Below are 19,493 nucleotides of genomic sequence, written 5' to 3' on the forward strand. Positions count from 1 at the left end.
AGCTCTCCACCCTAGCATGACCAGAATTTCTCGCCATATGTAAACTTTCAAAGTCAGATCGCTTTCTTCTTCTTATCTAGAATACCAATTATTCGACAAATCGGCAACAGAATGGCTCGATTCAATCATTTCCATTTAGCCATTTGTTTCGAGCGGCAAGTATTCTTTCACAGCATCTCGGATCTCATCAATATCAAAAGGTTTAGCGAAGTGCGTCAAAGCACCGAGTTCTTTGGATTCTTGGATCATATCTAATTCGCCATAAGCTGTCATAATGATGACACGGATGTCTTCATCAATTAATTTCATGCGCTTTAAAATTTCAATTCCATCCATTCCGGGAATTTTCATATCAAGTAGCACAAGGTTGGGTCTATGATTTTTCACAATATCTAACGCCTGAAGTCCATTGGCGGCTTGGAAGGTTTGATAGCCTTCTTTATGAAACACTTCATTCAATAATATTCTAATACCATATTGATCATCGACAATTAAAATTTTCTCATTCATCTGTTACACCCCATTGCTTTCATTTTTCGCCATAAAAAGAGCTGTTGTTAAATAATTCTGTTTGATTTTCACATTTCCTTTAATTATAATAGTTTACTTTACGACATTTTCTGAGCATTTTTCCTAATATTCTCTTTATATTCTATTATAAAATGATCTGACCGAAGGAGGAAATGAGTCTTGTTAAAAATTTTCACAACCCAGTTATCAGGTATTTTTTCACGTATTGGAGAAAAACAAGCTGAAGCGATTGAAGATGGTGCACGTCTTCTTGCACAGGCCGTTGTCAGTGGACATGCCGTTTATTTTCATGGAAAAAATGAACTAGCCGCTGTAGCGCTCGAGGCATCTGAAAGCATGGAGCCATTTCCAGGTGCGAAAGTACTGCCGCTTGATCACACGGAACGTAGCTTACTCCATCCGAGTGACAGGGTGCTGCTATTTTATTCAGATCCAGAAGATCAGGAGATTCAATCTCTTGTCAAAGAGCTGCACGCTCAAGGTACGGCCGTTGTGGGTGTCGGGCCTGCACAAAAGGAGCCATCCATCATTGAGGAGCATTGTGATGTCCACATTGACTTTCAGCTCAAGAAACCGCTTGTACCCGCTGAAGATGGAACAAGGTTTGGTTTTCCTGCTTTAATGACGTGCTTATACGTCTACCACGCCCTATCGTTTACAGTAAAAGAAATCGTTGAGGAATATGAATAAAAAAACTGCCGAGAACATGCTATTCTCGGCAGTTTTTTGTTTTATTTTGATTCAGATGCTTGCAGTGAAGCACCAACGAAATCTCTAAATAATGGCTGTGGTCTTGTCGGTCTTGAAACGAATTCTGGGTGGAACTGAGACGCAAGGAACCAAGGGTGATCCTTCAGCTCGATAATTTCAACAAGACGTCCATCTGGGCTTGTACCAGAGAAGATAAAGCCTGCAGATTCCATTTGCTGTCTGTATTCGTTATTAAACTCGTAGCGATGACGATGGCGTTCGTAGACCACTTCGTCATTGTATGCAGCAAATGCTTTTGAGTCTTCAATTAATTTACATGGGTATAGACCAAGGCGAAGAGTTCCGCCTAGATCATCTACATCCTTCTGTTCTGGAAGAAGGTCAATGATTGGGAATGCTGTTTCAGGATCGATTTCCGCTGAATGAGCGCCCTCAAGACCTAGTACGTTTCTCGCATATTCGATAGACGCAACTTGCATTCCTAAGCAGATGCCGAAGAATGGCACTTTGTTTTCACGTGCATATTGCGTGGCAATGATTTTCCCTTCTACTCCGCGGTCTCCGAAGCCTCCAGGAACAATAATGCCATCAACATCTTGTACGAAATCAGCCATATTCTCTGCCGTCACTTCTTCTGCATTGATCCATTTAATTTGAACATCTGCATCAAACGCATAACCAGCATGACGAAGTGATTCAACAACAGAAATATAAGCATCTTGCAGCTCAACATATTTCCCTACAAGACCAATTGTGACTTGTTTCGAAAGATTTTGCACTTTATCGACTAGCGCTGTCCACTCCGTCATATCTGCATCTTGACAGTCAAGTTTCATATGTTCACATACAAGCTTGTCTAGTCCTTGTTTTTGTAAATCAAGCGGAATAGAGTATAGCGTGTCTGCATCTTGGCATTCGATAACAGCTTTTGTATCAATATCACAGAATAGCGCAATTTTGTCCTTCATATCTTGTGCCAATGGCATTTCAGTTCTGACCACAATAACGTTTGGCTGAATACCAAGACTGCGAAGTTCTTTCACACTATGCTGTGTTGGTTTTGTTTTCAATTCACCCGCTGCACGAATGTAAGGTACGAGGGTACAATGAATGTACATCACGTTTTCACGTCCGATGTCACTCTTCATTTGACGAATCGCTTCAAGGAATGGAAGAGATTCGATGTCTCCCACTGTTCCGCCGATTTCTGTAATGACCACATCTGCACCTGTTTCTTTTCCGGCACGGTACACGCGGTCTTTGATTTCATTTGTAATGTGGGGAATGACCTGTACAGTTCCGCCTAAATAATCGCCGCGGCGCTCTTTCTTCAGAACAGTAGAATAGATTTTACCCGTTGTGACATTGCTGTACTTATTTAAGTTAATATCAATGAAACGCTCATAGTGACCTAAATCAAGGTCTGTTTCAGCACCGTCATCTGTGACGAATACCTCACCGTGCTGGTATGGACTCATTGTCCCTGGATCTACGTTGATATATGGATCGAATTTTTGAATGGTGACATCCATCCCTCTATTTTTCAGAAGGCGGCCTAATGATGCAGCCGTGATTCCTTTTCCAAGTGAGGAAACAACTCCTCCTGTTACAAAAATATACTTTGTCATTTCGTATGCTCCTCTCTTTTTTACCCTTGCATGACTAGACATGCACAGCTTCATCCTTTTTAGAGTGTATCCCTAAATCTCTTGAAAAATAAGAAAGCTCCCTTTCAAATAAATGAAAGGGAGCGTAAATGAACGTATCTTTACGTACTCTTTTTAGAGAGCCCAAAATACATACTACATAGTTAGCTCTCGAAAGTCAAGACGGTTTTGTCCTGTTTTGAGGACCGGTTTGAGAGGGTTATTTTTCTTCCTCATTATCGTCTAAATCGTCTTCTTCAATTTCCGTTAAGCCGTCATCATCTTCGTCATCATCTTCGTCGAAGTCTTCTATTTCTTCATCAATTTCCTCATCATCGTCTAGGTCGAGGTCATCATCGTCTTCAACAAGATCAAGTTCTTCTTCAAGCTCGTCGATTTCTTCTTCCTCTTCAATTTCATCGAAGTCTTCTTCAACGACAGCTGCTTTTGTTTTTTTCTTTTTCGCTTTTGTTTTCACAGCTGGCTGAACTTCTTCTTCCATTTGATCAACTGGATACCAGCTGCGAAGTCCCCATCTCTGATCACCTAACGAAATAAAGCGGCCATCTATATTTAAGTCTGTATAAAATTGAGCAAGCCGATCATCAAGATCAGATTTTTGTATCCCTTGCAAACGGATCATTTCATCTATTAACTCGGAAAACGTAATTGGTGTTTTGCTGTCTCTGAAAATTTCATATGCAAGTTCAACTAAAGACATTTGTTTGAGCTGTTCCTGTGAGTATTCTTTCAAACTCAAGGTCAGACACTCCCTTTCTATTACATGTATGTATCCATTTATCAGTGAAATAATAAGTGATTATCCCTTATTTTTACGACAAACCATACCTCTCATTATAAACAAATTAGGGGAGTTTATGCCACCTTTAATCATGTTAATTTTTGATTTTTTCACACGAGGAGCACCTTTTGGTCCTTTATCTGCGTGAAATTGGACTGGTTCTTGTGTACGGCATGCTTTTTTGTACGTCGTTCTATTCATTCCAAACGAGAAAATTTGAACAATGATGAACGAATAAAATGACTGTACAAGATAACAGCATCTGTTTCACTATCGTTCGTACGAAGTGATTGTTAAAAAGGCACACGTCAACGGGTTAAGTTATCGTGTACCTTTAATGAAAAATTGTATAAACTTTTTTTCGATTTTTATGTGGATACCTTTACTTCTTTTCGCAAGCTTTGTTTAACTTGACAGTTCATGCTCTACTTATTATTCATGACAGTACAGCGACTATTTCTTTTCCTAAGGAAATTAAAGCATCTATCATAAATGGTGCCGCAAAGAGAATCGCTGCTTTCCAGTTTGCTTTTTTGTATTGAAAAAAGAACAAGATCAACACTGCTCCTATAAGTGCCGTGAAGATGTACAGCCATAAGCTATGTATTTGCAAGATCCCCATACATATTACATTAATAAACATAATGATAATTTTAGGAATCAGAGCATAAAACAAATGACTCTTAACCTCGGGAACAAAGAGCATTAATAGGAATTTAGCGATGAGATATTGTACTAAGAGACTGATGGTGGTGAGAATTGTTGTAATGACAACAATTAGATTCAGCATCGTTTCATAGGACATATCCTCTAACAAAGCTCTTAAATCATCTAGTTTCGAAATGTAGCCATTCAATTCAATAGCAAAAGTAACGAAATAATAATTGGCCAGAATAAAAATGACCAATGATATCAGTGATGTTATTCTTGGACGTTGTTCCATAATAGCCTCCCATCTTCTATACTCATAATGCTTGAATGATCGTTTAAGCGCTTATTCACCATGCTATGGGAAACATAAATGATGGTGGAAATTTTTTCAATAGAAAGATTCACTAGCCTCTCAGATAGCATATCTATACTCTCTGAATCTAGAGATGACATGGTTTCATCAATTAGAATGGTTTTCCAATCTTTTACGAACAATAAAGATAATCCTACCTTCGCTTTCATACCCGTAGATGCTCTGCTATACGAACCATCTAGGTTACCATCAAAAAAATCATTCACAATACCCAATTGTTCTTCAGTCGGTACAATATGAAACGTATTCCACAGAATCTCTAGGTTTTCTCTAATTGTAAATGGGTGAATGCCAATTGGATCAACATTTAAATAAAGAGTCGATTCTTTGTTTATCTCAATATCTCCAGAGTATCTCTTATCTAGACCAGCTATCATTTTAAGGAGAGTGCTTTTACCTGCACCATTTCGCCCCACTAAATGAAAGAGACCTGATGGAACTGAAAAATTTACTTTATCTAGTATGATATTGTCTTTGAACTTCTTCGTACATTCTACAAATTCTAATCCCACTTGAATCCCCTTCTCTTTCATATAGAGTCTTCAATAAAACCATCTATGATTGATAATGATAGAAAATAATAAGGAATCATACCCTTCAATAAAAGCAGCTATTATTAGGATGACTAACGATAGCAGATAATAAGGAATCATTTTTTTCATGACACCTAAAGCAACTTTAATTGATTTCGTATAAATTAGTGTGAAAAGCACATACTGGCTTATTCCTTGATAAAACAACATATTCGGAAATTCTAATAGCCCATGAGGAATTAGTTTACCTAAAGCTTCTTGTGCTCCTAGCGTTCGAAAACCCATCGTGATGACGAAGGATGAGCCTCCAAAATCCATTATTTGAAATATAGGCGACAACAAGAACCCCAGTAAGTACATGGCAAAGTTCGTTAAGTTATGTGTTAGGACTACAGACATAAATTCCTGGCCCGAACTTGGCGGTGCTGCTTCAAATAAATCTTTGTTGACTATATTCCCAAGATAAATCCCTGTACCTATCAGCAAAATACAGTAGATAGAGTAGTACCACAAAAAATATTTCAATCTTTTATGTATCATTTTCCTCCTCTTTTCATGAAGTGATTGTGAAAATGGTAATACATATGAGTAATAAAATCGGCAAGGATAGCTTCAGTAACTTATGTTCATAATCGTTGATTAATAGTTCTGTTTTTCTGAAATATACGACCCCAATAAAGATGATTAAAGGAAGCGATAACGTATTTTTTAGAATAATTGAGATATCGGATGTGTTTATCATTACTCCGAAAATTCCACACACACTGACAAAAATCAGTACAAGACATAATAAATAAATCGTACTGGATTTAAATCTCTCGTACGGACTCACAATTAATGAAGCTTGCAGGGTCTCGACTCTTGCTTTATCAAGCACAATCTCTTCCTTTTTCGAACCTATTAGGATTTCTAAGATCGTGATAAAGTTTATATAGACCAAAATGAGTGCAGGCAGATTTTCTAGTTTCGTTAAGAAGGATTGAGCGAAATAAGTAAGCACTGATACTAATACGCCTATTAAGATCATTAATATCTTATTACTAGTAATATAAGACAAAAATAAATACAGAATATTTCCAGACCTATGTTGCTTATTCGCACTTTTTAGAAAGGAAAGTCCAGTTGTCAAAGGTATCCTATGAGAATTACTTATGTAAATGTAAATAAGAAGAGCCTGTACTATTTGCAGTATCATTACTACTTCAAATACGGACGTTATGATATACCAAAATTGTAACAAAAGGAGTATTCTATTTATGATATTGAATAGACCAGACAATAATTGAGATGCAAAAGAAAGCATTACGACCACAAGAGCTAGTATCATAATGACATATTGTTTTTCTACTAGCAAAAAGGTTAAAGCGATGAAACAAGCAAAAAGTAATTGAACTGAATATCCTTTTTTTATCGTAAAGAATAAATGTTTCAACAACAATTGTTTAGAGATAAAGACCAAGCCTGGTTGCTGTCTTCTATACGGTAATACACAACGATTAATATTAGCTGTAGCTACAATATATATTGAAATAAAAATAAAGCTGTTTAGGTAAGTGCTGGGAATCTCATTCCGATAGAAAATCAAGGCTACCATAACAATGAAAGAAAAAAGAATCATCCCAATATAATTGAGATACCCCATTATGCTTTGATCATATATTTTAAATAGCTTATTTATTTTATGCATAAGTCATTTTAAAAAGCAGCAGCCTTGGCTTTTCCTTGTTTTTTAAGTACAGCCAAAATAGCAGCAGCTACACCTGAACTAATGATCCCAACCCCAAAGAAAACGCCAACGCTCGTAATGACTGTCGCTACCGAAGAACCATTACTAACGACTAAAGATGCCATTGTACCTGCAATTAACAATAGTGAGAATAAGCCAAGTTTTTTTACTTTCATCATAAAATTACCTCCTAATTAATGTTTTATTACAATCCACAATGGGCATAAAACGTTAAATTAGCTTTTAAATCATTGTCTATTGAACGCCATTTCACCTGACTTTTGGAAAAAAAATCATCTCAATAAAGATTGAGATGATTTTTTTTTGAGATTAAAAAGCAGCAGCTTTCGCTTTTCCTTGCTTCTTAAGGATAGCTAAAATAGTAGCAGCTACACCTGAACTAATTGTTCCTACGCCAGTGAAAACACCAACGATTGTAATGACTGTCGCTACTGAGGACCAAGTATCTAAGAAATTAACTACTGTTGCCGCAGTTGCAGTACTAACACCCAGATTTGCTGCAATCAAAGAACCATTACCAATCACTAAAGCTACTAATGTTACCGCAAGAAGTGATAGCGATAATAAAGCATAAAACTTAGAATCTGTTGCTTTCGTCATAATATGACCTCCTTCGATTATTTACTACTTCTTTAGTCTAGCAAGAAGTAAATTACATTTCAATATTTTTTTGGAAAATTTGTAATATTTATTTAATTCAAGGTATTTATAATCAGCTTTTATCAGGATTTACGTACATTTTCCATTTTTACAGGGCACTTATGTAATAGCATAAAATGCTCTGATTCCATATAATCTAGTCAGAATTTCTGATAATCACTGTCACACATTTCATATCTTCAGTGCTTATCTTAGAGACGGGCATGATGACTTACTTAATGAATATCACTTATATTTTTTAAGAGATGATAGCTTTCTGCTTGTGGTTCTGCGATTATTACTGAGATATTCTTTAACAATCGGAACTCACCTTCGTTAAAGGCAGAGCCAAATTTCAAAAAAATCGCTGAAGATCATGTCATGGATGTAAAAGAGAGTTGATTTTATTTCGGATTCAAGAGAAATGAAATGATGTACAACCATACACATTGTCCTTATGGAGAAAAAAACGTATCATGTATTTGGAATCGATTAATTTTTGGAAACATATCAGTTCCTAACATAGCTTTTGAAAAATTGTAACATATTAGAAAATGTGATAAACATACTATCCTCTAAAACACAACGTAAGTCCTTATTTATTGGTGTCAAAAAAGAATAAAGTGGATTAAATTACCTAGTTAAAATGAATCAATTTCCTCAATTCCAAAAAAGTCGAGACACTCCTATTGAGCTGCCTCGACTTCGCTTTGATATCAAAATAGATACCTTTTATTCAAATCTTTATTTTTGTTCGTATGACGAAGCATACTAGCTACTTTCGCATTAAACATCTTTATAGTCATTTTTGTATTTTCAGGCAAAAAAACTTTGTTCATTTATGTAGGTAGAATCATATTCATCATTTTAGAAATCCATTTAATTTAAAACACTTTCTGCACACATTTATGAATGAGATGAATTTGTTATATATTTCTCAAGCATTTTAAGAGATGACTATCTCAATTTTTACTTATACTATATAATATTTCAAAAAATTAGATGGTGAAAACTAGAGTTTCTGAAGTAATGAAATGACTATTGCTATGGTCAATATAATGCCTGCAAACATTAAAACAATTAATTTTCTACGGCTATTTTCTTTTTCATTGTGATCTTTCTTTGAAGACTTTGAAAGTTCTGCGGAAACCATGATCCATATCACTAAAGTTACAATAGCTAAGATGGTAGTAGTTGTGGTCATAATAACCTCCCATATTTATATTTCCTCAATTTTAACATAATGCCAATATAATATGGATCGAAACTGGAAATGATCTTAAATTCAGGAAAACCTGACTATTACCTTGTATGTAGGTAATAGCTATAAGATGAATGAAGTCTAATACTTTAGTAGTCATATTGACAATTCATATGTATCAATACTCACTACTTTATCAGTTACCAGTCACTCATACGTTAAAGCTCGTTCACTGTTGCTGACATAATCCTAAGACAAAAAAGACCTTGGAGTATGCTAGTAATTAAACTTAATGAATCACACCCAAAAAGACCACCTCACGTCAGGTGGTCTTTTTTGCTTCTACATATCTAGCAGTTTGCGCGAGATGACTAGGCGCTGGATTTCTTGTGTACCTTCATAAATTTGAGTGATTTTCGCATCACGCATGTATCGTTCGACTGGGTAATCCTTTGTATAGCCGTAGCCGCCGAAGATTTGGACGGCTTCTGTTGTCACCTTCATGGCTGTATCTCCAGCAAACAGCTTAGACATAGCTGATTCCTTTCCATACGGAAGCCCTTTCGTTTCGAGCCATGCCGCCTGATAAGTGAGCAGTCTTGATGCTTCAATTGCGGTTGCCATATCTGCCAGCTTAAACGCGATCCCTTGCTGCTGAATGATAGGTTTGCCAAATTGCTTACGCTCCTTGGCGTATTGGACCGCCGCATCAAGAGCGCCTTGTGCAATTCCAACAGCCTGTGCAGCAATGCCGTTTCTGCCGCCATCGAGGGTCATCATGGCTATTTTAAAGCCTTCTCCCTCTTGACCGAGCCGGTCCCTTTCATGAATCCGGCAATCTTCAAATCGAATCTCTGTCGTTGGCGATGAGCGGATACCCAGTTTGCTTTCCTTTTTGCCAACTGAGAAGCCAGGTGTGTCTTTTTCTACAATAAAGGCGGTCGTATTTCGAGATGTAGCTTCTTGGTCTGTCACAGCAAACACAATGTAATAATCCGCAATGCCACCATTTGTAATAAAGATTTTCGCACCATTTAGGACATATTCGCTCCCTGTTTTTACTGCCGTTGTCTTCATTCCGCCGGCATCTGAACCTGAACCGCTCTCGGTTAGTGCGTATGCCCCTACCTTTTGTCCTTCTGCAAGCGGCTTTAAATAAGCTTCCTTTTGTTCAGCTGTTCCGAAAGTATAGATGGGCCACGAGGCGAGAGATGTGTGAGCGGAGAGGGTGACGCCTGTTGAGGCGCATACCCTCGAAAGCTCCTCAACTGCGATGACGTAGGCTAAATAGTCACTCCCGATCCCGCCTACCTCTTCTGGCCAAGGGATTCCCGTTAAACCGAGCTCTGCCATCTGGCGAAAAATAGTTGGATCATACGTTTCTGTTTCGTCACGCTCTGCTGCTGTTGGCTCTACTTCGTTTTTCGCAAAGTCTCTCACCATTTTTTGAATCATTTCATGTTCATCACTTAATTGAAACTGCATCTTGAGCCACCTCGTTTCATTTCATATGAGCTGTTTACAAATGACTAGCCTTTGAATTTCACTTGTTCCTTCATAGATTTCACAAACTTTCGCATCACGAAAGTAACGTTGTGCTTGATAGCGATTCGTATAACCGTCCACGCCGAGTAAATGGATCACTTCTGTACTGATCTCAACCGCCGTTTTTGATGCAAATAGCTTTGCCATTGAAGCTTCCTTTGTAACAGGACGATTCGCCTCTTTATAAGAAGCCGCTTGATAAACGAGCAGCTTGGCAGCTTCAAGCTTCGCCGCCAAATCTCCCAGTCGAATGGTCGTTTCTAGGCCTGCCGGGTGCTGCTTTAAATACGTGACTGCCTCAGTTAAAGCGGCTTCAGCGATGCCGAGACTTTGAGCCGCGATACCGATTCTCCCCGCATTTAAACTAGACATGGCTATGTGAAAGCCCTCTCCTTCTACACCGAGAAGCTGCTGTTTTGGAATCCGTACACCATCAAAATGAAGCGTGACCGTTTTTGACCCGTGCAGTCCCATCTTTTTCTCATCTTTTCCGATCGTAAATCCTGGTGTACCTTTTTCGACAATGAATGCCGATATGTTTTTTTTCGCAGAGGCGGGATCTGTCACTGCAAAGACAAGATACAATTCTGCTTCCCCGCCGCTTGTAATAAACATTTTCGTACCATTTAACACATAGTGGTCGCCCGCCCGCTCTGCTCTTAACTGAATACTGGAGGCATCGGAACCAGCCTTAGGTTCAGTCAGGCAAAAGGCCCCCAGTTTCTGTCCGGATGCAAGCAACGGGACATAGGATTCTTTTTGCTCATTCGTTCCAAAAGCCAAAATAGGCATCGTCACAACAGATGTATGAACGGACACAATGACACCGATGGTCGCACTCACTTTTGATAATTCATGAATCGCGATGATATACGTTGTAAAATCTGCTCCTAAGCCTTGATACGAAGCTGGTATTGGAATCCCTAGAAAGCCTTGGCGTCCCATTTCAGCTAAAAGTGCTCTTGGGAACCGGCCTTGTTCCATGGCTTCAACCTCAGGGAATATACGCTGGCGTGCAAATGCTGCTGTTTGTTCTCTCCAGAGACGCTGTTGATCCGTAAGCAAAACATCCATCTTGACTCCCCCTATGAGTGGTCGTGGTATGTGTAAAAACCTCTCTTTGTCTTTTTGCCCAGCCAGCCTGCATTCACGTATTTTTTCAAAAGAGGACAAGGTCGATATTTGCTATCCCCAAGTCCTTCATGAAGGGTGTTCATAATAAATAAGCATGTATCTAGTCCGATGAAATCAGCGAGTCGAAGCGGACCCATTGGGTGATTCATCCCAAGCGTCATGACGCCATCAATGCTTTCTACATCTGCTACACCTTCATAAAGGGTATAAATGGCTTCGTTGATCATCGGCATCAATATCCGATTTGATACAAACCCTGGAAAGTCTTCCACTTCAATTGGGGTTTTGTTTAATGTCTTTGCTGTTTCATAAACGACTTGATACGTGTCATCACTCGTTTGCAGCGCTCGAATGACCTCAACGAGCTTCATGACAGGCACCGGATTCATAAAATGCATGCCAATCACTTGCTCCGGTCTTCTCGTAACAGCTGCTAATTCTGTGATCGATAAGGAAGATGTGTTTGTTGCAAATATCGCCTTAGGCTCTGCAAATTGATCGAGTGTTTCAAAGATTTGTTTCTTCACACTCATTTGTTCAGATGCGGCTTCGATCACTAAATGAGCCTGCTGTACGTCCTTTAAATCTGTGGATACAGCAAGCCGTTGCGTAATATCTCGGACTGCCTGATGAGCCAGCTTTCCTTTTTCTGCACGCTTCGTCAGTTGTTTGGTCATGGAGGATATGGCTCGATGAATCTGCTTTTCCGATGCATCATGGAGCAGGACTGTGTAGCCACACTGGGCAAAAACTTGGGCAATCCCTGATCCCATTTGACCAGCTCCAACGACCATGACGGTCTCTTCTGTACTCATGACGATGAACGCCTCCCTTTTTAATCTACCTTTATCATGATAGCATCTCCTTGACCGCCTCCACTGCAAATCGCCGCAATGCCAATACCGCCGCCTCTTTGTCTCAATGCATGAATCAAGGTCAATATGATACGTGTCCCGCTTGCCCCAATGGGATGACCAAGCGCAACTGCCCCTCCGTTGATATTCATTTTCCGCCGGTCCAGCCCAATTACTTTTTCACAAGCAAGAGCCACGGCTGAAAAGGCCTCATTGATTTCAAAGAGATCGATATCTTCTATTCGCTTGCCTGTTTTTTGCAAAAGTTTCTCGATAGCAAAGGCTGGCGTTTTTGGAAAATCCTTCGCCTCTACAGCTACCTGCGTATGACCAAGCACGACTGCCATCGGCTTTACACCATGCTGCACCGCATATGTGTCTTTCATTAGAAGAAGTGCACTTGCTCCATCATTGACGCCTGGTGCATTTCCAGCGGTAATGGTACCCGTTTGATCAAAAACAGGCATGAGCTTTGACAACCGTTCATATGAAGTATCACGCCGCGGTGATTCATCTTCTGTGATGAGCCGATCTCCCGTTTTTGTTTTGACGGTAACGGGGGTGATTTCCTGCTGGAAAAAGCCGTTTTTCTGTGCTTCGATGGCTCGTTCATGGCTTCTTAGCGCCCAAAGGTCCTGCTCTTCCCGTGTGATACCGAGCTCCTTTGCAGCCAAACTCCCATACTCACCCATATGAACGCCTGTAAACGAACAGGTTAATCCATCTAAAATCATCGCATCTTGTACCGCACCGTCTCCCATTTTGTAGCCCCATCGCGCTTTTTTTAACAAATAAGGGGCATGTGACATGGATTCCATACCGCCCGCTACGATGACCTCCGCATCACCAGCTCGGATAATTTGATCTGCTGTGCTCACACTACGCATTCCTGATGCACAGACTTTATTGATGGTTTGCGTCGGGACAGACCAAGGAAGTTCAGCAATTCTTGCTGCTTGTCTTGAAGGAATCTGACCTTGTCCTCCCTGCAAAACACTTCCCATGATGACCTCATCCACATGATGTGAACCTGGCACTCTTTCCAGCGTAGCCTTGATTGCCATTCCACCTAGTTCTGCGGCAGTCAGCCCACTGAAAGCACCGCCTAGTTTTCCAAATGGTGTTCTTGCTCCAGATACAATAACCGTCGTACTCATGTATGTCCCCTCCCATTTGTTACCGCTTACATATCATCTAGGCACCTGATGTGCAGCGCCATGTATAAGCCGATGAACATTCTACTCATCGGCCTGTTTTGTTTACGAAACCTGCTTTCCAGCCTCGCCAAACACTGATTTTTCAAGAAGCTCTGCGACATCAAATGTACCTACCTGCTCCTCTACTTCTTTCGCCTTCGTTCCATCTCCCAGCATGGTGAGACAATAAGGACAACCTGAACTGATGATAGACGGCTGCACCTGCATTGCCTGCTCTGTTCGAGCTGTGTTAATTCGCGTTCCCGTCTCTTCTTCCATCCACATTAAGCCCCCGCCTGCACCACAGCACATACCCGTTTCACGGTGGCGTTCCATTTCTTTCAGCGTCATACCTGGGATGGCTTTTAGAATGTCTCTTGGCGGATCATACACCTCGTTATATCTGCCTAGGTAGCAAGAGTCGTGGAAGGTGATCACTTCGTTCACTTCATGAACAGGCGTTATTTTCCCTTCTTTCACTAGCTCTGCTAGTAGTTCTGTATGATGGTACACTTCTGCCTTGAGCCCGAAGTCTGGATACTCATTTTTAAATAAATTGTAGGCGTGCGGATCAATCGTGACGATCTTTGTGACACCGTTTTTCTGGAATTCTTCAATGTTTTTTGTAGCAAGCTCTTGGAATAAAAATTCGTTACCGAGCCTTCTTGGAGTATCGCCTGAGTTTTTCTCTTTATTGCCTAGGATGGCAAAGGAGACCCCTGCTTCGTTGAGAAGCTTTGCAAAGGCTAGCGCAATTTTTTGACTTCGATTGTCATAAGCGCCCATTGAACCGACCCAGAATAGGTAATCGAAGGTTTGATCTGCTTTTTTCAGCTCTTTTACTGTCGGTACATGCACATCTTCTCTCAGTTCACGCCAATTTTCTCTTTCTTTCCGGTTCAATCCCCACGGGTTCCCTTGGCGCTCAATGCTTGTCATGGCACGCTGTGCATCTGCGTCCATTTTCCCTTCGGTCAGCACAAGATATCTACGCATATCAATAATCTTGTCGACATGTTCATTCATGACAGGGCATTGGTCTTCACAGTTTCGGCACGTCGTACATGCCCAAATTTCTTCCTCTGTAATGACCTCACCAATAAGGGAAGGATGATACATTGAGCTGGCAGCCGATTCTTCTGCACCTGCTCCCCTCCCCTGCAGCGCCAATTGATTTCCTGTTGTCTGCCTGAAGGCAAGCTGCGGAACCCAAGGCGTCTTCGACGTAATGGCGGCTCCTTTATTTGTTAAATGATCTCTTAACCTTAAAATCAAATCCATTGGAGATAGCATTTTCCCCGTTCCTGTGGCTGGACACATATTCGTACAGCGTCCACATTCCACACAGGCGTAAAGGTCGATCAGCTGTGATTGACGGAATTCTTCAATTTTCCCCACTCCGAAGGTCTCTTGTGTCTCATCTTCAAAATCAATTTTTTGCAGCTTGCCTGGCGGGTCTAATCTGCTGGCAAATACATTCACTGGCCCTGCAATAAGGTGAGCATGCTTTGACTGCGGGACATATACTAAGAATGTCAGCAAAATGAGGAGATGCACCCACCATGCGACATAAAAAACGACTGTTGCCGCAAGAGGTGATATTCCGCCCAGCAAGAAAGCAATACTGGAAGCGATTGGCTCAGTTGGTGATAGAGAGTGTCCATGCCAAATGATGTTCATGCCATTCCCTAGTAAGACTGTCAGCATCAAGCCGCCAATAAATAAAAGCACTAGACCTGATTTAAAGCCTCGTTTTAAGCGAACAAGCTTCTCCACATACCTTCTATGGAATGCCCAAACAACAGCTACTAAAATGAGAAGCGTGACTACCTCTTGGAAAAAAGTAAAGATCCCGTAAAGCGGACCTAAAGGGAGTCCGCTGCCTGGAACAAGTCCCTTCATAATAAAATCAAGGGCGCCAAACTGAACAAGGATAAATCCATAGAAAAACAGCACATGGATGATGCCGCTCTTCTTGTCCTTTAAGAGCTTCTTTTGCCCAAACACATTCATCCAAACACGTTCTAAGCGTTTCTTTATGTCTCGTTGAAACTCTTCTTTTTTACCAAGACGAATATACGCCGCTCGTGTTCGAATCAGATAAATAAACAAATACACAGCGTAAGCGGTCACCGCCGTAAATGCGATCAAGTTTATCAATAAAAGGCTATTCATCTTGCTCCCCCTTTCTTTCCCCAAAACCCACTTTGTTTCGTTTCCATGTTGTACCTCTATCATAAATAATGAATGAGTATTCAGTCAATATTTTTTACACGTTTGGGTACACTATTGAAATATGCAAAAAAGGAGGAAGCTTCATGATCGCATTGATCATCCTACTCGTACTCGTTATCATCGTTTGTCTCATATTGTTAGATCTTTATATGGGAAAGAAATATTTTTCCACCCGCGTTTTTGAACGATCTTTTGAGCAAACAAGCGGTGATGCCGTCTTTTATCATGATGGTGAACCATTTTTTGATCAGCTGCTCACCGATATTCAGCAAGCCTCTTCTTCTATTCATATGATGTTCTTTATTGTAAAGAACGATAAGATCGGTCAAAGGGTCTTACAAGCATTGAAAACCAAGGCCGAACAAGGATTGGCCGTCTTTTTACTGACCGATCGATTAGGGTCCTATCCGTTTGATCAAAAGACAATTGACATGTTAGAAAAAAGCGGCATCCAATTTTACTTTTTAAATAAGCCTCGTTTCCCTTTTTTAATTTATCGGTTAAACATGAGAAATCATCGTAAAATCACAGTGATTGACGGAAAGATTGGCTATATTGGCGGGTTTAATATTGGCGATGAATATGTTGGAAAAAAAGGCAGATTTGGCATTTGGAAGGATTATCATTTGCGGATGACGGGGCAAGTCGTCGCAGATCTCCAGCATGTTTTTTTGAATGATTTAAACCGGTCATCAGGCATTCATCAGCTGCAATATGAGGTTTTTCCTGCTTTGGAACCGGGAACACTACAATGCACAACACGTGCGACTGCTGGTTTTTCTTTAGAAGCTTTTTTTCTTCAAGATATTCAGCAGGCGAGGCAAAAAATCATTATCTGTACACCTTACTTTATTCCATCCGCCCCCCTATTAAGTGCACTGCTTGATGCAAGGAAGCGAGGCGTGACAGTTGAAATCATCATCCCGATGAAAGCAGATCACCCACTCGTCAAAGAGGCTGGATTTCATTATTTGAAGGACCTTATTGCCTCTGGCTGCCTTGTTTATCGTTTTTATAAAGGGTTTTATCATGCAAAAGCCATTCTGATTGATGAGAGACGCTGTATAATCAGTACGGCAAATTTTGATAAACGCAGCTTGTTTTTAAATGAAGAAGTAGATGTGGCCATTGATGACGTCGATTTTACTGCGCACGTAGAAGAAAAGATTCGGGAGCACATGGAAGTCTCTGAGCTTATGACAGAAGAAAAATTGACACAGCGTCCTTTTTTATCACGTTCGCTTGAGTGGGTTGCCGCTATGTTCTCGTATTTTTTATAAAGGAGATGACCTATGCGTTATCGTTTTGGTTATGTATCCAATGCTGTCACCTTATGGGAAGCTTCTCCTGCCAAGTCGCTGACTTTTGCAAGATACAGCAAGCTCTCAAAGGAAGAGAGAGAAGGGGCATTATTACGAACCACAAAAGCCAATCTCGTCAATACATTAAGAACGCTTTATTTTGCCATTGCCCATGATATCCCGCTTTACCGTTTTTCGAGTTCGATCGTCCCGCTCGCGACCCATCCCGAGGTGCGCTGGGACTTTGTGACACCTTTTCAGAAAGAGTTTCGTGAGATTGGTGAGTTGGTAAAACGGCATGGGCTTCGTGTGAGCTTTCACCCTAATCAATTCACATTGTTTACTAGCCACAAGCCTTCAATCACAGAAAATGCCGTGATCGACATGACGTACCATTATCAAATGCTTGAGGCGATGAAGCTCGAAAAGGATGGCTATATGAACATTCATGTGGGCGGTGCGTATGGTGATAAAGAATCGGCTCTTCAACGTTTTGATGAAAATATCAAACAGCTTCCGGCGCACATTAAGGCGAGAATGACGCTTGAGAATGATGATAAAACGTATACGTCGTTAGAAACGCTTGGTGTATGTGAAAAGCACGGCATTCCATTTGTTTTTGATTACCATCATCACGTGGCAAACAAAGATGACGTTGCCGCGCTTGAAGACATCCTGCCTAGAATGTTCGATACTTGGACGAGCACTGGCATTCCACCTAAAATTCACTTATCCTCACCTAAATCAGAAAAAGCCATACGCAGTCATGCAGTTGGTGTAGATATGTCTTTCATTTTACCGCTTTTTCAAGCATTAAAACCGTATGGGCGTGATGTAGATTTTATGATTGAGGCGAAGTTAAAGGACCAGGCACTACTCCGATTAGTCGAAGAACTTTCTGCGATAAGAGGTAACAAGCGAACAGGTGGAGGAACCATTGAGTGGAAATCATAGAGAAAGGTTTATCCCTAAGCATATAGGGGTAACAAAGCTATTGTGAGAAAGTTATTAACAGGAGGATATGAAGATGTCTCAAATCTATTCAATCCAAATCGCTGCGAAAGCATTGAATTTACATAAGCTTATTTCTCTTTATGAAAAATGCCATCAGGCTCAACATCGTCTATATGTGTATTCTAAAAAAACAATGTGCAACATCAAGAACATAGTAGAGCTTGAAACCTTCAGGCTCACTCATTTAGAATCCGACTACTTAATTGTCGTAGAGGGAAAAAAAGCGCAAGACCTCTTGCAGCCATTCGAAAAAGAGAAAGTTTCATAAAAAAGAGCAGCTGCTGGCTGCTCTTTTGTTATATCCAATCCTTTGTCAACAACACTTGTTTTGAAGTTGCATCCATTTTCACTTGTGCCCCGATTGGCATCGTAAGCATCGGGTGCGTATGGGCACAGTCAAAATCTGCGATGAGCGGTTTTTTTGTCTCTCCGAGCACCTCAAGTAAAATTTCGTAAGGTTCTTTGCCCGTTCCCTCATCATCAAACAGCTCATGTTTCCCCAAAAGAATCCCTGATACCCGCTCAAACACTCCATTTACTTTCAATAAAGAGAAGTTTTTTTCTACAACAGAAGCTGTTTTCATGCAATCTTCAATGAGGAGAATGTCTCCTGTTTGGATCGCTGGCATGAACTCACTGCCCCATATGCCGTACATTGCATTCAGGTTTCCGCCGATCAACCTACCTTCTGTCTGTCCTTCTATGACGCACAGCCAATCGTTCGGGCGCTGCTTTTTATCACACGTCTTTTCTTCCCAATTGATTCGTTCATCCGTCCAAAAAGGTGGTTTTTTGATCTGATAAGGAATGGGCTGTGGATGCATCAGGATGTCTTCGAACGACTGATATGTATACATGACAAACGGTTCAAACTCCCCAAAAGATGGGACAAGCGCCGGTCCGTAGAAAACAGGCAGTCCCGTTTTTTCATAGGCCGCTAAAAGAATCGCTGTGGCATCTGAATAACCGATCATGATTTTCGGATGTTGCTTCAGCAGCTCAAAATCAAGATAAGGCAGCAAACTATTTGAGTTTGTCCCACCAATCATTGACATGACGCACGCCAAGTCCTCTCTAGCCATCAGCTCATTCAGCTCATTGGCTCGTTCTTGAATTGTACCTGAACGGTAGTGATCCTCTTTCCCTGTTAATGATCCTGGTACCACAATAAATCCTTTTTGCTCAAGCCACTTCTTCGCCCGCTGATACCTAAGAGGCGAGGTTGCTGATGCAGGACTTGAAGGTGAAAAAATACCAATCTTATCGCCTTTTTGTAATCGCCGAAGCCCCTTCATTCCATCAGATCCTTCCTACACGAGTTTTTTCAATCCTAACAAAAAAAGCCCTTTATCAAAAGGACCGCTGGATTAAGCAAAAAAA

Annotated in this window: 20 protein-coding genes; 4 read left to right on the forward strand and 16 right to left on the reverse strand. The window is 40.6% G+C overall.

Going from position 1 to position 19,493, the window contains the following annotated elements; translation table 11 throughout:
- Positions 1-135: 135 nt before the first annotated feature.
- Positions 136-510 carry a response regulator gene (locus tag C5695_RS18525; RefSeq protein WP_003214681.1) on the reverse strand — a complete coding sequence of 125 codons (375 nt, stop codon included), beginning with the start codon at positions 508-510 and terminating at the stop codon, positions 136-138.
- A 180-nt stretch (positions 511-690) separates the two neighbouring features.
- Here C5695_RS18525 and C5695_RS18530 point away from each other — a divergent pair, with 180 nt between their 5' ends.
- The gene (locus C5695_RS18530; protein WP_117732340.1) at positions 691-1,221 is read left to right on the forward strand and encodes a DUF2529 domain-containing protein; all 531 of its coding nucleotides are present in this window, start codon (positions 691-693) and stop codon (positions 1,219-1,221) included.
- A 41-nt stretch (positions 1,222-1,262) separates the two neighbouring features.
- Here the strand turns inward: C5695_RS18530 and pyrG are convergent, their stop codons facing one another.
- From pyrG to C5695_RS18600, 14 genes are all read right to left on the reverse strand, one after another.
- The gene (gene pyrG, locus C5695_RS18535; protein ID WP_117732342.1) at positions 1,263-2,870 is read right to left on the reverse strand and encodes a glutamine hydrolyzing CTP synthase; all 1,608 of its coding nucleotides are present in this window, start codon (positions 2,868-2,870) and stop codon (positions 1,263-1,265) included.
- 238 nt (positions 2,871-3,108) lie between these two features.
- Positions 3,109-3,648 (reverse strand): DNA-directed RNA polymerase subunit delta, encoded by a 540-nt coding sequence (rpoE, locus tag C5695_RS18540; RefSeq protein ID WP_117732344.1) that lies wholly within the window; start codon positions 3,646-3,648, stop codon positions 3,109-3,111.
- A 478-nt stretch (positions 3,649-4,126) separates the two neighbouring features.
- Positions 4,127-4,633, reverse strand: a complete 507-nt coding sequence (locus C5695_RS18545; RefSeq protein WP_117732346.1) for a hypothetical protein — start codon at positions 4,631-4,633, stop codon at positions 4,127-4,129.
- The gene (locus C5695_RS18550) at positions 4,612-5,226 is read right to left on the reverse strand and encodes an ATP-binding cassette domain-containing protein (RefSeq protein ID WP_117733199.1); all 615 of its coding nucleotides are present in this window, start codon (positions 5,224-5,226) and stop codon (positions 4,612-4,614) included. Before C5695_RS18550 ends, C5695_RS18545 begins: the two co-directional genes overlap by 22 nt.
- Positions 5,227-5,256: 30 nt before the next feature.
- The gene (locus tag C5695_RS18555; RefSeq protein WP_117732348.1) at positions 5,257-5,787 is read right to left on the reverse strand and encodes a stage II sporulation protein M; all 531 of its coding nucleotides are present in this window, start codon (positions 5,785-5,787) and stop codon (positions 5,257-5,259) included.
- A gap of 13 nt (positions 5,788-5,800) precedes the next feature.
- Entirely contained in the window at positions 5,801-6,247 is a 447-nt protein-coding gene (locus C5695_RS20720; RefSeq protein ID WP_233230755.1) for a hypothetical protein, read from the reverse strand.
- 695 nt (positions 6,248-6,942) lie between these two features.
- The gene (locus C5695_RS18565; RefSeq protein WP_117732353.1) at positions 6,943-7,152 is read right to left on the reverse strand and encodes an uberolysin/carnocyclin family circular bacteriocin; all 210 of its coding nucleotides are present in this window, start codon (positions 7,150-7,152) and stop codon (positions 6,943-6,945) included.
- A gap of 151 nt (positions 7,153-7,303) precedes the next feature.
- A complete protein-coding gene (locus tag C5695_RS18570) occupies positions 7,304-7,594 on the reverse strand; it encodes an uberolysin/carnocyclin family circular bacteriocin (protein ID WP_025093875.1) in 291 nt (96 codons plus the stop codon).
- A 1,051-nt stretch (positions 7,595-8,645) separates the two neighbouring features.
- On the reverse strand, positions 8,646-8,837 hold the full coding sequence (locus tag C5695_RS18575; protein WP_025093874.1) for a hypothetical protein: 192 nt from the start codon (positions 8,835-8,837) through the stop codon (positions 8,646-8,648).
- A 339-nt stretch (positions 8,838-9,176) separates the two neighbouring features.
- Positions 9,177-10,319: an acyl-CoA dehydrogenase gene (locus C5695_RS18580; protein WP_117732355.1), complete on the reverse strand. Its 1,143-nt coding sequence runs from the start codon at positions 10,317-10,319 to the stop codon at positions 9,177-9,179.
- A 21-nt stretch (positions 10,320-10,340) separates the two neighbouring features.
- Complete coding sequence (locus C5695_RS18585) at positions 10,341-11,453, reverse strand: acyl-CoA dehydrogenase family protein (RefSeq protein WP_117732357.1); 1,113 nt, start codon at positions 11,451-11,453, stop codon at positions 10,341-10,343.
- An 11-nt stretch (positions 11,454-11,464) separates the two neighbouring features.
- Positions 11,465-12,328 carry a 3-hydroxybutyryl-CoA dehydrogenase gene (locus C5695_RS18590; protein ID WP_117732359.1) on the reverse strand — a complete coding sequence of 288 codons (864 nt, stop codon included), beginning with the start codon at positions 12,326-12,328 and terminating at the stop codon, positions 11,465-11,467.
- Positions 12,329-12,348: 20 nt separating this feature from the next.
- A complete protein-coding gene (locus C5695_RS18595) occupies positions 12,349-13,524 on the reverse strand; it encodes an acetyl-CoA C-acetyltransferase (protein ID WP_117732361.1) in 1,176 nt (391 codons plus the stop codon).
- A gap of 102 nt (positions 13,525-13,626) precedes the next feature.
- Positions 13,627-15,738 (reverse strand): (Fe-S)-binding protein, encoded by a 2,112-nt coding sequence (locus tag C5695_RS18600; RefSeq protein ID WP_117732363.1) that lies wholly within the window; start codon positions 15,736-15,738, stop codon positions 13,627-13,629.
- A gap of 143 nt (positions 15,739-15,881) precedes the next feature.
- Between C5695_RS18600 and cls the strand changes: the two genes are divergently transcribed.
- The 3 genes from cls to C5695_RS18615 all read left to right on the forward strand — a co-directional run bounded on the left by cls (position 15,882) and on the right by C5695_RS18615 (position 18,381).
- The gene (gene cls, locus C5695_RS18605; RefSeq protein ID WP_117732365.1) at positions 15,882-17,078 is read left to right on the forward strand and encodes a cardiolipin synthase; all 1,197 of its coding nucleotides are present in this window, start codon (positions 15,882-15,884) and stop codon (positions 17,076-17,078) included.
- 12 nt (positions 17,079-17,090) lie between these two features.
- Positions 17,091-18,053 (forward strand): UV DNA damage repair endonuclease UvsE, encoded by a 963-nt coding sequence (gene uvsE / locus C5695_RS18610; protein ID WP_117732367.1) that lies wholly within the window; start codon positions 17,091-17,093, stop codon positions 18,051-18,053.
- A 73-nt stretch (positions 18,054-18,126) separates the two neighbouring features.
- Positions 18,127-18,381, forward strand: coding sequence for a hypothetical protein (locus C5695_RS18615; RefSeq protein ID WP_003215306.1), 255 nt, complete (start codon positions 18,127-18,129; stop codon positions 18,379-18,381).
- 28 nt (positions 18,382-18,409) lie between these two features.
- Here the strand turns inward: C5695_RS18615 and C5695_RS18620 are convergent, their stop codons facing one another.
- Positions 18,410-19,408 (reverse strand): S66 family peptidase, encoded by a 999-nt coding sequence (locus C5695_RS18620; protein ID WP_117732369.1) that lies wholly within the window; start codon positions 19,406-19,408, stop codon positions 18,410-18,412.
- Positions 19,409-19,493 lie beyond the last annotated feature (85 nt).

Source organism: Bacillus pumilus (genome assembly GCF_003431975.1).
In the GTDB taxonomy this organism is placed as follows: domain Bacteria; phylum Bacillota; class Bacilli; order Bacillales; family Bacillaceae; genus Bacillus; species Bacillus pumilus_N.

Bases quoted from the DNA above. Each gene is read 5' to 3' on its own strand.
- C5695_RS18555 (WP_117732348.1), bottom strand. From the start codon at position 5,787: ATGATACATAAAAGATTGAAATATTTTTTGTGGTACTACTCTATCTAC.
- C5695_RS18565 (WP_117732353.1), bottom strand. From the start codon at position 7,152: ATGATGAAAGTAAAAAAACTTGGCTTATTCTCACTATTGTTAATTGCA.
- C5695_RS18620 (WP_117732369.1), bottom strand. From the start codon at position 19,408: ATGAAGGGGCTTCGGCGATTACAAAAAGGCGATAAGATTGGTATTTTT.
- C5695_RS18595 (WP_117732361.1), bottom strand. From the start codon at position 13,524: ATGAGTACGACGGTTATTGTATCTGGAGCAAGAACACCATTTGGAAAA.
- C5695_RS18545 (WP_117732346.1), bottom strand. From the start codon at position 4,633: ATGGAACAACGTCCAAGAATAACATCACTGATATCATTGGTCATTTTT.
- C5695_RS18575 (WP_025093874.1), bottom strand. From the start codon at position 8,837: ATGACCACAACTACTACCATCTTAGCTATTGTAACTTTAGTGATATGG.
- C5695_RS18580 (WP_117732355.1), bottom strand. From the start codon at position 10,319: ATGCAGTTTCAATTAAGTGATGAACATGAAATGATTCAAAAAATGGTG.
- C5695_RS18615 (WP_003215306.1), top strand. From the start codon at position 18,127: ATGTCTCAAATCTATTCAATCCAAATCGCTGCGAAAGCATTGAATTTA.
- C5695_RS18525 (WP_003214681.1), bottom strand. From the start codon at position 510: ATGAATGAGAAAATTTTAATTGTCGATGATCAATATGGTATTAGAATA.
- C5695_RS18585 (WP_117732357.1), bottom strand. From the start codon at position 11,453: ATGGATGTTTTGCTTACGGATCAACAGCGTCTCTGGAGAGAACAAACA.
- uvsE (WP_117732367.1), top strand. From the start codon at position 17,091: ATGCGTTATCGTTTTGGTTATGTATCCAATGCTGTCACCTTATGGGAA.
- C5695_RS18570 (WP_025093875.1), bottom strand. From the start codon at position 7,594: ATGACGAAAGCAACAGATTCTAAGTTTTATGCTTTATTATCGCTATCA.
- pyrG (WP_117732342.1), bottom strand. From the start codon at position 2,870: ATGACAAAGTATATTTTTGTAACAGGAGGAGTTGTTTCCTCACTTGGA.
- C5695_RS18590 (WP_117732359.1), bottom strand. From the start codon at position 12,328: ATGAGTACAGAAGAGACCGTCATGGTCGTTGGAGCTGGTCAAATGGGA.
- C5695_RS18600 (WP_117732363.1), bottom strand. From the start codon at position 15,738: ATGAATAGCCTTTTATTGATAAACTTGATCGCATTTACGGCGGTGACC.
- cls (WP_117732365.1), top strand. From the start codon at position 15,882: ATGATCGCATTGATCATCCTACTCGTACTCGTTATCATCGTTTGTCTC.